This is a genomic window from Streptomyces sp. NPDC001027 (assembly GCF_040299045.1).
GTDB lineage: Bacteria > Actinomycetota > Actinomycetes > Streptomycetales > Streptomycetaceae > Streptomyces.
Map to the genome: position 1 here is coordinate 15,307 of NZ_JBEPBI010000033.1, position 15,739 is coordinate 31,045.

The window sequence follows — 15,739 nt, forward strand, 5'->3', positions numbered from 1 at the left end:
CCCAAAATCGGTGATCACGGGGCCTCGGCCGGGTTGCGCGGACGTGCCGACGAGCGAGGTCACTCGTCCTCTGCGAGGGTCAGCTCGACGCCGCCGACGAAGCCCGCGGAGAGGTTGTAGATGAACGCGCCGAGGGTCGCGAGGGCCGTCGCGAGGACGACGTCGATGACCGCGATGATCGACGTGAACATCAGCACGTGGGGGAGCGACAGGAACGACTGGAGGTCGAAGCCGTTCGACTCGTTCGAGCCGGTCGCCTCGGAGATCGTGCCGCCGACCGTCGAGAACACGCCCATGGCGTCCATGACCATCCACAGCATGGCCGCCGCGACGATCGTGCAGATGCCCAGCGCGATGGAGAGCAGGAAGCTCACCTTCATCACCGACCACGGGTCGGCCTTCGCCACGCGCAGCCGGGCCTTGCGCACGCGGGGCGTGGTGCGGGCGCCCGTACGCGGTCGGCGCACCGTGTCGGCCGCCGGGGGCGCCTGGGTGGGGTAGGCCTGCGGCGGGTGGTAGGGCCCCGCAGGCTGCTGCGGCTGCCGTTCACCGGGAAGCGGCGACGCCTCCTGCTTGCCCTGCCCGCCTCGGGTGTCCGTCACGGTCCCCCCCTGGGCCCCCTGAGGGGCCTTGGATCCTGCCTGAGAGGTCTGGGCGGCCCGCGCGCCGGAGGAGCCCTGGGGTCCCTTGGGCGGCTGCGAGCCGGTGGAGGGCGAGTCCGCTACGGGGGCCTTGATGGCCTTCAGCTGGGTGGTGTGGGTGTCGGCCGCACGACCCTCGGCGCCCCCCGCGCCCCGCGCGTCGGTCGTCCGCGCGTCCCCCGTCGACGCGGCGGAGCCACGGCCGCCGCCGTTCTTGCCCGTGCCGGCAGACGTACCGGCGCCCGTGGCTCCGCTCACGATGACTCTCTCCTCGTGCTACTCGGCCGAGGGCGACTCACCCTCGTCCGTGCCGGCGGTCGTGGCCGCCTCGGCGGTGTCGTCCGCGGCGATTCCGCCGTCGACCTCTTCCGCCTCGCGCCCCGCCTCGGCGTTACGGGCGATGCCGACGACGGCATCGCGCTTGCCCAGGTTGATCAGTTGGACGCCCATGGTGTCACGGCCCGTCTCCCTGATCTCGTTGACTCGCGTACGAATCACACCGCCGCCCAGCGTGATGGCGAGGATCTCGTCGGTCTCCTCGACCACCAGCGCGCCGACGAGAGACCCACGGTCCTCGACGATCTTGGCGGCCTTGATGCCGAGGCCGCCGCGACCCTGGACGCGGTACTCGTCGACGGCGGTCCGCTTCGCGTACCCGCCGTCTGTGGCAGTGAACACGAACGTACCGGGTCGAACAACATTCATCGAGAGGAGCTGGTCTCCCTCACGGAAGCTCATGCCCTTGACACCCGAGGTGGCACGGCCCATGGGCCGCAGGCTTTCGTCCGTGGCGGTGAACCTGATCGACTGCGCCTTCTTGCTGATCAGAAGCAGATCGTCGTCCGCCGAGACGAGCTCGGCTCCGATCAGTTCGTCGTCGGAACCGTCCTCCGTCTCACGGAGGTTGATCGCGATGACACCGCCGGAACGCGGCGAATCGTAATCCTTCAGAGGCGTCTTCTTCACCAAGCCGCCCTTGGTGGCCAGGATCAGATAGGGCGCCACCTCGTAGGTGCGGATCGCGAGGATCTCGGCGATCGCCTCGTCCGGCTGGAAGGCCAGCAGGTTCGCGACGTGCTGACCGCGCGCGTCCCGCCCGGCGTCCGGCAGTTCGTACGCCTTCGCCCGGTAGACACGGCCCTTGTTGGTGAAGAACAGCAGCCAGTGGTGCGTGGTGGAGACGAAGAAGTGGTCGACGATGTCGTCTTCCTTGAGCTTCGCTCCCCGCACGCCCTTGCCGCCGCGCTTCTGCGCCCGGTAGTCGTCCGTCTTGGTGCGCTTGACGTAACCGCCGCGCGTGACGGTGACGACGATGTCCTCCTCGGCGATCAGGTCCTCGATGGACATGTCGCCGTCGTAGGGCACCAGCATCGTCTTGCGGTCGTCGCCGTACTTCTCGACGATCGCGGCGAGTTCGGCGCTGACGATGCCGCGCTGACGGACCGGCGAGGCGAGGATCTCGTTGTACTCGGTGATCTTCGCCTGCAGCTCGTCGTGCTCCTGGATGATCTTCTGACGCTCCAGGGCGGCCAGCCGGCGCAGCTGCATCTCGAGGATGGCGTTGGCCTGGATCTCGTCGATCTCCAGGAGCCCCATCAGGCCCGTGCGCGCCACGTCGACGGTCTCGCTGCGCCGGATCAGCGCGATGACCTCGTCGATGGCGTCCAGGGCCTTCAGCAGGCCGCGCAGGATGTGCGCCCGCTCCTCGGCCTTGCGCAGCCGGAACTTCGTCCGGCGGATGACGACCTCGATCTGGTGCGCCACCCAGTGACGGATGAACGCGTCCAGGGAGAGCGTGCGCGGGACGCCGTCGACCAGCGCCAGCATGTTGGCGCCGAAGTTCGTCTGCAGGTCCGTGTGCTTGTACAGGTTGTTCAGCACGACCTTGGCGACCGCGTCCCGCTTCAGGACGATGACCAGGCGCTGGCCCGTGCGCGAGGACGTCTCGTCGCGGACGTCCGCGATGCCGCCGATCTTGCCGTCCTTCACCAGGTCGGCGATCTTCTGCGCGAGGTTGTCGGGGTTGACCTGGTAGGGCAGCTCCGTGACCACCAGGCACTGGCGGTTCTGGATCTCCTCGACCTCGACGACCGCCCGCATGGTGATCGAGCCACGGCCCGTGCGGTACGCCTCCTCGATGCCCTTGCGGCCGACCACGAGGGCGCCGGTCGGGAAGTCGGGGCCCTTGATGCGCTCCATCAGCGCGTCCAGGAGCTCCTCGTGGGAGGCCTCCGGGTTCTCCAGGCACCACTGCGCGCCGGCCGCCACCTCGCGCAGGTTGTGCGAGGGGATGTTGGTCGCCATGCCGACCGCGATGCCCGCCGAGCCGTTGATCAGCAGGTTCGGGAAGCGGGCCGGCAGAACGGTCGGCTCCTGGGAGCGGCCGTCGTAGTTGTCCGTGAAGTCGACGGTCTCCTCGTCGATGTCACGGACCATCTCCATCGACAGCGGCGCCATCTTGCACTCGGTGTACCGCATGGCCGCCGCCGGGTCGTTGCCCGGTGAGCCGAAGTTGCCGTTGGAGTCCACCAGCGGCATGCGCATCGACCACGGCTGCGCGAGGCGCACCAGCGCGTCGTAGATCGAACTGTCGCCGTGCGGGTGGTAGTTGCCCATGACGTCGCCGACCACGCGGGCGCACTTGTAGAAGCCGCGCTCGGGCCGGTAGCCGCCGTCGTACATGGCGTAAAGGACGCGGCGGTGGACGGGCTTGAGGCCGTCGCGGACGTCCGGCAGCGCACGCGAGACGATGACGGACATCGCGTAGTCGAGATACGAGCGCTGCATCTCCGTCTCGAGCCCGACGGGCTCGATGCGCATCACGATGCCGCCCTCTTCAGGGCTGACGGGAGTGTTCTCGTCGGTCATTGCTGGGGGGAATCCTTTCTGACGCGGTCAGCTGAGACCGACTCAGATGTCGAGGAAGCGGACGTCCTTGGCGTTGCGCTGGATGAAGGCGCGGCGCGCCTCGACGTCCTCGCCCATGAGGACCGAGAACAGGTCGTCGGCCTGGGCGGCGTCGTCGAGGGTGACCTGGCCGAGGACGCGGTGCTCCTGGTCCATCGTCGTGACGCGCAGCTCCTCGGCGTTCATCTCGCCGAGACCCTTGAAGCGCTGGATGGAGTCCTCGCGCACCCGCTTGCCGCGCTGGCGGCCCATCTCGATCAGCGCGTCGCGCTCACGGTCGGAGTACGCGTACTCGATGTCGTCGCGACCCCACTTGATCTTGTAGAGCGGCGGACGGGAGAGGTACACGTGCCCGGCCTCGACCAGCGGCCGCATGAAGCGGAACAGGAAGGTCAGCAGCAGGGTGCTGATGTGCTGGCCGTCGACGTCGGCGTCCGCCATCAGGATGATCTTGTGATAGCGCAGCTTCTCGATGTCGAAGTCCTCGTGCACGCCCGTGCCGAAGGCCGAGATCAGCGCCTGGATCTCCTGGTTCTGCAGGATCTTGTCGATCCGCGCCTTCTCGACGTTGAGGATCTTGCCGCGGATCGGGAGGATCGCCTGGTACTGCGGGTTGCGGCCGGACTTGGCCGAGCCGCCGGCCGAGTCGCCCTCGACGATGAAGATCTCGCACTTGGTGGGGTCGTTGGACTGGCAGTCGGAGAGCTTGCCCGGCAGGGACGCCGACTCCAGCAGACCCTTGCGCCGGGTCAGGTCGCGGGCCTTGCGGGCCGCCACGCGCGCGGTGGCCGCCTGGATGCCCTTGCGGACGATGTCCGCCGCCTCGACCGGGTTGCGGTCCAGCCAGTCGTTGAGGTGCTCGTAGACCGCCTTCTGCACGAAGGTCTTGGCCTCCGTGTTGCCCAGCTTGGTCTTGGTCTGCCCCTCGAACTGCGGCTCGCTCAGCTTGACCGAGATGATCGCCGTCAGACCCTCGCGGATGTCGTCGCCCGTGAGGTTGTCGTCCTTCTCGCGCAGCAGCTTCTTGTCGCGCGCGTACTTGTTGACCAGGTTGGTCAGCGCCGCGCGGAAGCCCTCCTCGTGCGTGCCGCCCTCATGCGTGTGGATGATGTTGGCGAAGGAGTACACGCCCTCGCTGTAGCCGCTGTTCCACTGCATGGCGACCTCGAGGGACAGGCTCTTCTCCTTGTCCTCCGCCTCCAGGTCGATGATCGTCGGGTGCACCGCCTCGCCCTTGCGGGAGTTGAGGTACTTCACGAAGTCGACGATGCCGCCCTCGTAGTGGTACGTGACGGTCTTGACCTCGTCCTTCTCGTCCGCACCCGCCTCGTCCGCCCCGGCGGTGGCCTTCGCCGACTCGCGCTCGTCGGTGAGCTTGATCGTCAGGCCCTTGTTGAGGAACGCCATCTCCTGGAAGCGCCGCGACAGCGTCTCGAAGGAGTACTCGGTGGTCTCGAAGATGTCGGCGTCCGCCCAGAAGGTGACCGACGTGCCGGTCAACTCGATGGCCTCGTGCTTGGCCAGCGGCGCGGTGGGCACGCCCATCTTGTAGTCCTGCGTCCAGCGGTGGCCGTCGGTCCGGACCTCGACGGCGACCTTGCTCGACAGGGCGTTGACGACGGAGACGCCGACGCCGTGCAGACCGCCGGAGACCGCGTAGCCGCCGCCGCCGAACTTGCCGCCCGCGTGCAGCACGGTCAGCACGACCTCGAGGGCCGGCTTGCCCTCGGAGGCCACGATGCCCACCGGGATGCCTCGGCCGTTGTCGGTGACCCGCACGCCGCCGTCGGCGAGGATCGTCACGTCGATGGTGTCGGCGTGGCCGGCCAGGGCCTCGTCGACCGAGTTGTCGACGACCTCGTACACCAGGTGGTGCAGACCGCGCTCGCCGGTCGAGCCGATGTACATACCGGGTCGCTTGCGGACCGCGTCCAGACCCTCGAGGACGGTGATGGCGCTGGCGTCGTACGAGGCGGTGACCTCGTGGCCCGAGGCGTTCGCCTCGCTGTTCACGCCGGCGTCGGTGGACGGGATGTTCTCGTTGGGGTTGCCGGAATCGGCCACGAAGCGCCCTTTCTGGCACAGCACTAGCCAGGCTCTGGGGACCCCTCCGGAGAGGGTTGCCGGAGCGGCTGCGGCATGTTGCGTTGGTCAGCCTTGATCAGCGTTGCTCGACTTCTCCCGGGCGGTCCCCACGTTCGGGGCGGGATTGGCTTCCAGTCTACCGGTAGCACTGACACTGATGGGGGTTTGCCGGTACCTGAGTCCGCATGTGCCGCCCTCAACCGGCGTCTTCCGGGTCCCGATATACGGAAGGGGGCTCCAAGAGGCTCACAGCGGCACTCAGCGCTTTCGGGTGTCAACCCTTGGCTACTTGGGAGTCAGGTCACCGCGCGCACCCGTGCGCGGGCGCGCGAAACGAAGGCCGGACGGTCGCGAAGGGACCGCCCGGCCTTGCGAAGACGTGATGCACCTCACCCGTAGGTGTCGCCCGGACCGGTGCTTCCGGGGGCCCTCAGAGGCCCGTAGCGGCGCACGGGGCCGCCCGGGCCCAGCACCTTGATCAACCGCACCGCTCCGTGCCCCAGGTCCTCGTTGAGGCGCGCGACCAGCGTCGGGGCGAGCAGCCGCAGGTTCGTCGCCCAGGCCGTCGAGTCACAGCGCACGATCAGCGTCCGCTCCTCGTCGTCGTACCGCTCCGGCACACAGTGCTTCGCCACGTCCTCGCCGACGATCTGCGGCCACCGGCCCATCACCCCGCCCACCGCGGCCGGCGCCTCCCAACCGCGCTCGTTGAGCAGCCGGTTGATCGCGGCGCCCAGCGCCATCGGGTCGCGGCCGTCGGCGCGCGCCCCGGAGCGCAGCCCCGCCCCGCGCCGGACCTGCTTCTTCTGCTGCGCCGCGTCCCCACGCGCGCGTGCCTGCTCCCGGGCCGCCCTGAGCGCCACGCGCGCGAGGTCGACGCCGGACGGCTCGGGCGCCCGATTCGGCTCAGGGGCCCGCTTCGGGGCGGGCCCGTCGGCGGCGCCGGCGGCGCTCATACGCGCTCCACCGACCCCTCGGACACCGTGTACCGCGCCCCGGCGAGCACATGGGGCACGTCGTCGTCGACCGCGGCCGTCACCAGCACCTGCTCGCCGGGCGCGACCAGCTCCGCCAGCCGTTCCCGCCGGCGGGCGTCCAGTTCCGCGAAGACGTCGTCCAGGACCAGGACCGGCTCGTTGCCCTCCGCCCGCAGCAGGTCGTACGAGGCGAGCCGCAGCGCCAACGCGTACGACCAGGACTCGCCGTGCGAGGCGTACCCCTTGGCGGGCAGCTGACCGAGCTTGAGCACCAGATCGTCCCGGTGCGGCCCGACGAGGGTGACGCCCCGCTCGATCTCCTGCTTGCGGGCCTGCGCGAGGGCGTCCGTCAGCTGCTCGTAGAGGTCGTCACGCGTGTGCGCCTCTCCCGGCGCGGAGGGCTTGTACTCCAGGGCCACGGGTCCGCCGCCGGGCGCGAGCTGCTCGTACGCCTTGTCGGCGAGCGGCCCGAGGGCGGCGACCAGGTCGAGCCGCCGGGCCAGCAGCTCGGCGCCCACGCGCGCGAGGTGCTGGTCCCACACGTCGAGCGTCGACAGGTCCATGGAACGGCCGCCGTGCCGGCGCGCGAGCGCCGCGGACTTCAGCAGGGTGTTGCGCTGCTTGAGCACCCGCTCGTAGTCCGAGCGCACCCCTGCCATCCGCGGGGAGCGCGCGGTGATCAGCTCGTCGAGGAAGCGGCGCCGCTCACCGGGGTCGCCCTTCACCAGCGCCAGGTCCTCCGGCGCGAACAGCACCGTCCGTATGATGCCCAGCACGTCACGTGGCCTGACCTGGGACGACCTGTTGATGCGGGCCCGGTTTGCCTTGCCCGGGTTCAGCTCCAGCTCGATCAGCTGCTGCCGCTCGCCCTGCTTGACCTGGGCCCGGACGATCGCGCGGTCCGCGCCCATGCGGACCAGCGGCGCGTCCGAGGAGACCCGGTGGCTGCCGAGGGTGGCGAGGTAGCCGACGGCCTCGACGAGGTTCGTCTTGCCCTGCCCGTTGGGGCCCACGAAAGCGGTGACGCCCGGGTCGAGCGGAACCTCGACCCGGGCGTACGAGCGGAAGTCGGCCAGCGACAGATGCGTGACGTGCATGGTCGTGTCCCGACCTCCCCCAGGGTTGTGGATCGCGGGGCGACCCTGTGGATTACTTCTTCTCGACGGCGTGGCCGCCGAACTGGTTGCGCAGCGCGGCGATCATCTTCATCTGCGGCGAGTCGTCCTGCCGGGAGGCGAAGCGCGCGAACAGCGAGGCCGTGATCGCGGGCAGCGGCACGGCGTTGTCGATGGCCGCCTCGACCGTCCACCGGCCCTCGCCGGAGTCCTGGGCGAAGCCGCGCAGCTTGTCGAGGTGCTCGTCCTCGTCGAGGGCGTTGACGGCCAGGTCCAGCAGCCAGGACCGGATGACCGTGCCCTCCTGCCAGGACCGGAAGACCTCGCGCACGTCCGTGACCGAGTCGACCTTCTCCAGCAGCTCCCAGCCCTCGGCGTAGGCCTGCATCATGGCGTACTCGATGCCGTTGTGGACCATCTTGGCGAAGTGGCCGGCGCCGACCTTGCCGGCGTGCACCGCGCCGAAGTCGCCCTCGGGCTTGAGCGCGTCGAAGACCGGCTGCACCTTGGCGACGTTCTCCGCGTCGCCGCCGTACATCAGCGCGTAGCCGTTCTCCAGACCCCAGACGCCGCCGGAGACACCGCAGTCGACGAACCCGATGCCCTTGGCGGCGAGCTCCTCGGCGTGCTTCTCGTCGTCCGTCCAGCGGGAGTTGCCGCCGTCCACCACGACGTCGCCGGGCTCCAGCAGCTCGGCGAGCTCGTCGACGGTCGACTGGGTGGCGGCGCCTGCCGGAACCATCACCCAGACCACCCGCGGGCCCTTGAGCTCGCCCACCAGCTCTTCGAGGCTGTGGACGTCCGCGAGGTCGGGGTTGCGGTCGAATCCGACGACGGTGTGGCCGGCGCGGCGGATCCGCTCGCGCATGTTGCCGCCCATCTTGCCGAGGCCGACGAGACCGAGCTCCATCAGTTGTTCCTTAGGTCGCTGTGTGGCGTGTGGGGCACCTCGTGCCCCGGTCCGAGCCTAAACCCGGACCCTCACGCACACCTGTGGGCATACGCGCTCAGACGTACCGCCCATCCCGCCGCCCACCTGCGGCTTCGTCCACAGACCGGGGCCGTTCGGCCACAGCCTGTGGACGACCTGGGGCGACCGGGCCGCCCACGCGCGCGTGCCGACCGCTCAGCCGCTCAGCCGCACCGGCATGATCAGGTACTTGTAGGCGTCGTCCGCCTCCGCGTCCAGCGCGGGCTTGCCGCTGAGCAGCGCGGGCTTGGTGGACGTCGTGAAGGACAGCTGTGCGACCGGCGAGTCGATGGCGCTCAGGCCGTCCAGCAGGAAGGTCGGGTTGAAGGCGATCGAGATGTCGTCGCCCTCCAGCTGGGCGTCGACCCTTTCCACAGCCTGTGCGTCGTCGCTGGAACCGGCCTCCAGGATCAGCACGCCCTGCTCGAAGCTGAGCCGCACCGGGGTGTTGCGCTCGGCGACCAGGGCCACGCGCTTGACGGCCTCCACGAAGGGGGCGGTCTCGATCACCGCGACGGAGTTGAACTCCGTCGGGAACAGCGTGCGGTACTTCGGGAGGTCGCCCTCCAGGAGGCGCGTCGTCGTACGACGGCCCGCGCCCTCGAAGCCGATCAGGCCCTCGCCCGAACCGCCGCCGGACAGCGCCAGGGTGACGCTGTCGCCGCTCGTGAGCGCCTTTGCGGTGTCCAGCAGCGTCTTGGCGGGCACCAGGGCGACCGCGGAGGCCTCCGGGTTCTCCGGCTTCCACAGGAACTCGCGGACGGCGAAGCGGTAGCGGTCGGTGGAGGCCAGGGTGACGGTGTCGCCCTCGATCTCGATGCGCACGCCGGTCAGCACCGGCAGCGTGTCGTCGCGCCCGGCGGCGATGGCGACCTGGGCGGCCGCGGCGGCGAAGACCTCGCCGGGGACCGTGCCCGTCGCGTTCGGCATCTGCGGCAGCGAGGGGTACTCCTCCACCGGCAGCGTGTGCAGGGTGAACCGCGAGGAACCGCAGACCACCGTCGCCCGTACACCGTCTGTGGAGATCTCCACCGGGCGGTTGGGCAGGGCCCGGCAGATGTCGGCGAGGAGCCGGCCGGAGACGAGGACCGTGCCCTCCTCCTCGGTCTCGGCGTCCACCGAGACGCGGGCGGAGACCTCGTAGTCGAAGCTGGACAGGCTCAGCTGTCCGTCCTCCGCCTTCAGCAGCAGGCCGGCGAGGACCGGCGCCGGCGGGCGGGCCGGGAGGCTGCGCGCCGCCCAGGCCACGGCCTCCGCGAGTACGTCGCGTTCCACCCGGATCTTCACTCTTGCCGCCTCCTGCTGTTGCCGGCGCTTCTCGCCCTGCCTGGCTTGCGTCGCTGTCTCGGTGTGATCGGCCCCGGTGCGGGGCAGGACCACCGGGGACCAGTCTGACGCACCGCACTGACAGTAGGTGCCCCTCGGGGTCAAGTCGTGACGAGGGGCAGCCGGGCGCCGAAGAGCGAGTTGTGCACAGGACCCCCTTCTAAACGGATTTCTCGCTCTCTCTAGTCGGGAGTAGTAGTAGGGGCTGTGGATACGGTGGATAACTGCGTTTTCGCAGCTCAGAGGCAATATTTTGTCCACCGACCCTGTGGGTGGAGCCGGTGGACAACCGGGGCCTTCTGTGGAGAACAGAAAGTTCTGCACACACCGTGCACAGGGAGGGGCGAGTTCTCCCCAGCGCCGTCCCCAGGTTTGGCGCCGTTTCCCACAGGGCACTCCGGCACCTTGGTGTGACGCCTTTCACTCGCCCCGGTGAGAACGCGCGCCGCGTTGCCGAACAGTGGACAGACATGTGGAGAAGCTCAAGATCGCTGGGGACAACCGGCCTGGTCCTGTGGGCGGCCGGTGGACAACTCGGTGCACAGGCTGTGGATCATTTCTTTGTCCACAGCCTGTGGACATCCTTCGTCCACGAATCCACAACCAGGTGACCTGGTGAGATCCTCCCGCACCCCGTTCGCCTGTGGACACAGTCTGGACAACTTCCCGGTCCCCAGGGTGTGGACGGGAGAAAGTCGCCGAATCTGTGGAGGGAGGCCGTAACCCCGCCCTGTATTCGAACAGCGGGTGAGCGCTGTACGGCCGGCGTACGACGGGCGGATGTGCCGCGAGGGACCGCGAAGGGGTCGCGAGGGGACGCGGGGGACCGCGCGGGGCGGCGTACGGGGTGTGAGGGAGCGGCGTACGGGGGCGCGAAGGGTCGCGGACGGCCCGCGCAGAGTCGTCCCGCGAGCCCGGGAACGTCGCCGTGCGTGGACTTGGCGGGTCGTCAGACGGGGCTCCGGGGCCGCTACGGTCGCGCGGGGGCGGTCGCGAGGTGGCCGTGGGCGGCCGGGACGGCGAGCGCCGCACGACCCGCAGAACGACGAGAAGCGCCCCCGGAGGCTTCTCCGGGGGCGCCCTCGTCGCGGTGCGCGGCAGCGCTCTTCTGCCCGGGGACACGCGACGGCGCGCTCAGTCCCCGCCTGCCGCCGTGTCTAGCCGTTCTTGATGCGGTTCGTCAGCTCGGTCACCTGGTTGTAGATGGAGCGCCGCTCGGCCATCAGATTGCGGATCTTGCGGTCCGCGTGCATCACGGTCGTGTGGTCGCGGCCGCCGAACAGCGCGCCGATCTTCGGCAGCGACAGATCCGTCAGCTCGCGGCACAGGTACATGGCGATCTGCCGGGCCGTGACCAGCGCGCGCCCGCGGGAGGTGCCGCAGAGGTCCTCGATGGTGAGGCCGAAGTAGTCGGCCGTCGCGCCCATGATGGCCGTCGAGGTGATCTCGGGGGCGGAGTCCTCGCCGCCGGGGATCAGGTCCTTGAGGACGATCTCCGTCAGGCCCAGGTCCACCGGCTGCCGGTTGAGCGACGCGAACGCCGTCACCCGGATCAGCGCGCCCTCCAGTTCACGGATGTTGCGGGAGATCCGCGAGGCGATGAACTCCAGCACCTCCGGCGGGGCGTTGAGCTGCTCCTGCACCGCCTTCTTGCGCAGGATCGCGATGCGCGTCTCCAGCTCCGGCGGCTGGACGTCGGTGGTCAGACCCCACTCGAAGCGGTTGCGCAGCCGGTCCTCGAGGGTGACCAGCTGGCGCGGCGGCCGGTCGCTGGAGAGCACGATCTGCTTGTTGGCGTTGTGGAGCGTGTTGAAGGTGTGGAAGAACTCCTCCTGCGTCGACTCCTTGTCCGCGAGGAACTGGATGTCGTCGACGAGCAGGATGTCCATCTCGCGGTACCGCTTGCGGAAGCTGTCGCCCTTGCCGTCCCGGATGGAGTTGATGAACTCGTTGGTGAACTCCTCCGAGCTCACGTACCGCACGCGCGTGCCGGGGTAGAGGCTCCGCGCGTAGTGCCCGATGGCGTGCAGCAGGTGCGTCTTGCCGAGGCCCGACTCCCCGTAGATGAACAGGGGGTTGTAGGCCTTCGCGGGCGCCTCGGCGACAGCGACGGCGGCCGCGTGCGCGAACCGGTTGGAGGCGCCGATGACGAACGTGTCGAAGAGGTACTTCGGGTTCAGCCGGGCCGTCGGCTCGCCGGGTCCGGCCGTCGCGGGTGACTGCGAGGACGAGCCCGCGGCCCCGCCCGCGCCGCCCTGGCCGGGGCCGGCCGGGCCGCCGCGGTGCGGGTGCCCGGGACCGGCCGGCGGCTCGGACAGCTCACGCCGGCCGTGGTCGCGCTGGTCGTAGTCGGAGCGCGACGGCTCGTACTCCGCGCGGCTGCGGTCGTACGGCGGACGGTCCACAGGCTGGGGACGGTAGTCCTGGGACGGCGGCCCGTAGGAGTCCTGCGAGGGCGAACCGTAGGGGTCCTGGGCCGGGGCCCCGCCGTAGGAGTCGTGGGAGGAGGGCGACGCGTAGGGGTCGCGCTCGGGGAAGCCGAGCCGCTGCTGCTGCCAGCCGTACTCGTCCTGCTGCGGCCGCGGCCAGGCGCCCGGCTCGGGGCGCTGGTACTCCGACGGGTAGGCGGGCCGCGCGGTGGGCAGCTGGTCCGCGCGGGGGCCCGGCTGCTGGTCAGGGCGCGTGCCGGGCAGCTGGTCGCCGGGTCCCGGGGGCAGCTGGTCGCCGCGGTGCCGGCCGTAGCCCTCGTACCGGCCCTCGTAGGCGGGCTGGTTCCCGGACTCGTACCGGTCGTCCGGGCCGTCCTGGCCGTCGTAGGGCCCGGCGGGGAGCTCCTGCTCGTCGTAGCGCGCGTGCTGCGACGCCGACGGCGCCGGAGGGGGAGAAGGCTCGCCGACCGAATCGTCGACGGTGATCGCGATGCGGATCGGGCGGCCGCACTCGCGACTCAGCGTCTCGCTGACGATCGGCGCGAGGCGGCCTTCGAGGACGCTCTTGGCGAACTCGTTCGGCACGGCCAGCAGGGCGGTGTCGGCGACCAGCGCGAGCGGCTGGCAGCGGCGGATCCAGCGTTCGTCCTTCACCTCGACGCCCTGGGCGCGTCCCTCCCCGAGGAGCTGCTCCAGTACTCGTGGCCACACTGCGGCAAGATCGGCAGGCACGTCAGCCACAGGGCACGCTCTCTCGTGGGTCCCACGAACGTGTGAGTGTGGGACGGTCGGGATTCATATGGGGCGGGGCAGGGACAACGGAACGAATCGGAGTTCAGCCACGGTAGTCAGGGCGGCGGGTACGGTTCAAGTTGTTGTCCCCAGGCTGTGGACAGTGTCTCCCTGTGACCGCCGGTTTGACCGGATGGCGTAGCCGCGCGTACCGTAACCAGGTCGAGTTGTCGATGGCTGCTGCCGCCTGCCTCCGATGGGCACAGATCGCGTCAGGTGATCGGGAAGCGGTGCACTCGGGCGTTGACCGCGAGCTACCTCGTGGGCGCACGGTGACAGCCAGGACGGCACCCCGCCACCACCGATTGATTTCTGGAGCCCCCGAGTGAGCAAGCGCACCTTCCAGCCGAACAACCGCCGTCGTGCCAAGACCCACGGCTTCCGCCTGCGGATGCGCACCCGTGCCGGTCGCGCGATTCTCGCGAACCGCCGCAGCAAGGGTCGCGCGAACCTGTCCGCCTGAGCCTGATCAGGTCATGACGTCGTGCTGCCTACCGAGCATCGGCTGAGGCGGCGCGAGGACTTCGCGACCGCGGTACGACGAGGTCGTCGGGCGGGCCGCCCGACCCTCGTGGTCCATTTTCGAAGCGGTGCCACGGACCCGCACGCGCCTGGGGAGAGCGCTCCCCCGACGCGTGCGGGTTTCGTCGTGAGCAAGGCTGTGGGCGGCGCGGTCGTGCGCAACAAGGTCAAGCGCAGGCTGCGTCACCTGATGCGCGAGCGAGTCACCCGGTTTCCCCCCGGTAGCCTGGTAGTCGTACGGGCGTTGCCCGGGGCGGGCGACGCCGACCACGCACAGCTGGCCCAAGACCTGGATGCCGCCCTAGTACGGCTACTGGGAGGGGGCGCGCGATGAAGTACCCGCTGCTGGCTCTGATCAAGCTCTACCAGTGGACGATCAGTCCGCTGCTCGGGCCGGTGTGCAAGTACTACCCGTCGTGCTCCCACTACGGCTACACGGCCATCGACCGACACGGTGCGATCAAGGGAACGGCTCTCACCGCCTGGCGCATCCTGCGGTGCAACCCGTGGTCGCTCGGCGGCGTGGACCATGTTCCGCCGCGCAAGCGCCCGCGGTGGCACGAAATGCTGCGTGACGCCTGGCGTGCACGCAGGGGCGGGACCTCCGCCGCCGAAACGGCCACCGGAGCCCCGACTGCTTCGGGCCCGGCCGCAGAGACACCGTCCCATGCCCAAGGAGCATGATTAGTGGACACGATTGCCAGCCTCTTCAGCTTCATCACGACACCTGTCTCCTGGGTCATCGTCCAGTTCCACAAGGTGTACGGGTCCATCTTCGGCCCCGACACCGGGTGGGCCTGGGGCCTGTCGATCGTGTCTCTGGTGATCCTGATCCGTATCTGCCTGATCCCGCTCTTCGTGAAGCAGATCAAGTCGACGCGGGCCATGCAGACGCTCCAGCCCGAGATGAAGAAGATCCAGGAGCGCTACAAGAACGACAAACAGCGTCAGTCCGAAGAGATGATGAAGCTGTACAAGGAGACGGGCACCAACCCGCTCTCCTCGTGCCTTCCCATCCTGGCGCAGTCCCCGTTCTTCTTCGCCCTGTACCACGTGCTCAACGGCATCGCGACGGGCGACCAGATCGGCGTCATCAACGAGCAGCTGCTGGAGAGCGCGCGCAAGGCGCACATCTTCGGCGCTCCGCTGGCGGCGAAGTTCACCGACGGCGCGGCGAAGGTGGAGTCGCTCGGCGCTTCGCTGACGGACGTCCGCGTGGTCACCGCGATCATGATCGTCCTGATGTCGGCCTCGCAGTTCTTCACGCAGCGCCAGCTGATGACGAAGAACGTCGACACCTCGGTGAAGACGCCGTTCATGCAGCAGCAGAAGATGCTGATGTACGTCTTCCCGGTCATGTTCGCCGTCTTCGGCATCAACTTCCCCGTCGGTGTCCTCGTCTACTGGCTGACCACCAACGTGTGGACCATGGGCCAGCAGATGTACGTGATCCGCAACAACCCGACGCCGGGTTCCAAGGCTCAGGCCGCGTACCTGGAGCGCCTCTACAAGCACGTCACGCAGCACGGCAAGACCCGCCGCCGCAGCGAGAAGGCCATCGTCAAGGCCATCGTCGCCAAGGGCCGCGACCGCAACGACGCCGAGCGCAAGTTCATCAACGGGCTGACCAAGGTGGGCTTCGCCGCCCAGGCCGACGGCAATGTGGTCAAGAGCGAGGCCCAGGCCGCCGCTCAGGCCGAGGACAGCGCGCAGACGAATGCGGTCGCCAAGCGTCAGCAGCCCAAGCGGCAGTCGAAGTCCCAGCGCCAGTCCACGGCCCCCAAGGCGGCCGGTGAGACCACCTCGCTGAGCAAGTCCGACGAGCCGGAGGACGCCAAGCCCTCCTCGGCCGCCGACGACGCCAAGCAGGCCACGCCCAAGTCCGGCAGCGCCGGCCGCAGCAAGGCCCAGTCCGGGCAGCGCAAGGGCGGCCCGCAGCGCCCCAAGTCCCCGTCCAAGAAGTAGAAGGAGCCCA

The 15,739-nt window shown here is 69.5% G+C and carries 12 protein-coding genes; 4 read left to right on the forward strand and 8 right to left on the reverse strand.

Translation table 11 applies throughout. The features are described from left to right. Positions 1 to 59: 59 nt before the first annotated feature. The 8 genes from ABT300_RS12655 to dnaA form a co-directional block, all read right to left on the reverse strand. A complete protein-coding gene (locus ABT300_RS12655; protein ID WP_351674404.1) occupies positions 60 to 899 on the reverse strand; it encodes a DUF3566 domain-containing protein in 840 nt (279 codons plus the stop codon). Between the two features lie 18 nt (positions 900 to 917). Next, on the reverse strand, positions 918 to 3,509 hold the full coding sequence (gene gyrA / locus ABT300_RS12660) for a DNA gyrase subunit A (RefSeq protein WP_351674405.1): 2,592 nt from the start codon (positions 3,507 to 3,509) through the stop codon (positions 918 to 920). A gap of 42 nt (positions 3,510 to 3,551) precedes the next feature. Beyond that, the gene (gene gyrB, locus ABT300_RS12665) at positions 3,552 to 5,612 is read right to left on the reverse strand and encodes a DNA topoisomerase (ATP-hydrolyzing) subunit B (protein ID WP_351674406.1); all 2,061 of its coding nucleotides are present in this window, start codon (positions 5,610 to 5,612) and stop codon (positions 3,552 to 3,554) included. Between the two features lie 410 nt (positions 5,613 to 6,022). Then, on the reverse strand, positions 6,023 to 6,589 hold the full coding sequence (locus ABT300_RS12670; protein ID WP_351674407.1) for a DciA family protein: 567 nt from the start codon (positions 6,587 to 6,589) through the stop codon (positions 6,023 to 6,025). After that, the gene (gene recF, locus ABT300_RS12675; RefSeq protein ID WP_351674408.1) at positions 6,586 to 7,707 is read right to left on the reverse strand and encodes a DNA replication/repair protein RecF; all 1,122 of its coding nucleotides are present in this window, start codon (positions 7,705 to 7,707) and stop codon (positions 6,586 to 6,588) included. The genes ABT300_RS12670 and recF overlap by 4 nt, the downstream gene beginning before the upstream one ends. 52 nt (positions 7,708 to 7,759) lie before the next feature. Next, the gene (gene gnd / locus ABT300_RS12680; RefSeq protein ID WP_351674409.1) at positions 7,760 to 8,635 is read right to left on the reverse strand and encodes a phosphogluconate dehydrogenase (NAD(+)-dependent, decarboxylating); all 876 of its coding nucleotides are present in this window, start codon (positions 8,633 to 8,635) and stop codon (positions 7,760 to 7,762) included. A 216-nt stretch (positions 8,636 to 8,851) separates the two neighbouring features. Beyond that, positions 8,852 to 9,982, reverse strand: coding sequence for a DNA polymerase III subunit beta (gene dnaN / locus ABT300_RS12685; protein WP_319276851.1), 1,131 nt, complete (start codon positions 9,980 to 9,982; stop codon positions 8,852 to 8,854). 1,196 nt (positions 9,983 to 11,178) lie between these two features. Beyond that, complete coding sequence (dnaA, locus tag ABT300_RS12690; protein WP_351674410.1) at positions 11,179 to 13,191, reverse strand: chromosomal replication initiator protein DnaA; 2,013 nt, start codon at positions 13,189 to 13,191, stop codon at positions 11,179 to 11,181. A 376-nt stretch (positions 13,192 to 13,567) separates the two neighbouring features. On the opposite strand from dnaA, the gene rpmH reads away from it, so the two are divergent. Genes rpmH through yidC form a run of 4 tightly spaced genes read left to right on the forward strand, consistent with a single transcriptional unit; the run spans position 13,568 to position 15,729 of the window. Beyond that, the gene (gene rpmH, locus ABT300_RS12695) at positions 13,568 to 13,705 is read left to right on the forward strand and encodes a 50S ribosomal protein L34 (protein WP_018846094.1); all 138 of its coding nucleotides are present in this window, start codon (positions 13,568 to 13,570) and stop codon (positions 13,703 to 13,705) included. A 21-nt stretch (positions 13,706 to 13,726) separates the two neighbouring features. After that, on the forward strand, positions 13,727 to 14,098 hold the full coding sequence (rnpA, locus tag ABT300_RS12700; protein ID WP_079041073.1) for a ribonuclease P protein component: 372 nt from the start codon (positions 13,727 to 13,729) through the stop codon (positions 14,096 to 14,098). Beyond that, positions 14,095 to 14,448: a membrane protein insertion efficiency factor YidD gene (gene yidD / locus ABT300_RS12705; RefSeq protein WP_319276855.1), complete on the forward strand. Its 354-nt coding sequence runs from the start codon at positions 14,095 to 14,097 to the stop codon at positions 14,446 to 14,448. Before rnpA ends, yidD begins: the two co-directional genes overlap by 4 nt. A 3-nt stretch (positions 14,449 to 14,451) precedes the next feature. After that, on the forward strand, positions 14,452 to 15,729 hold the full coding sequence (gene yidC, locus ABT300_RS12710; RefSeq protein ID WP_351674411.1) for a membrane protein insertase YidC: 1,278 nt from the start codon (positions 14,452 to 14,454) through the stop codon (positions 15,727 to 15,729). Positions 15,730 to 15,739 lie beyond the last annotated feature (10 nt).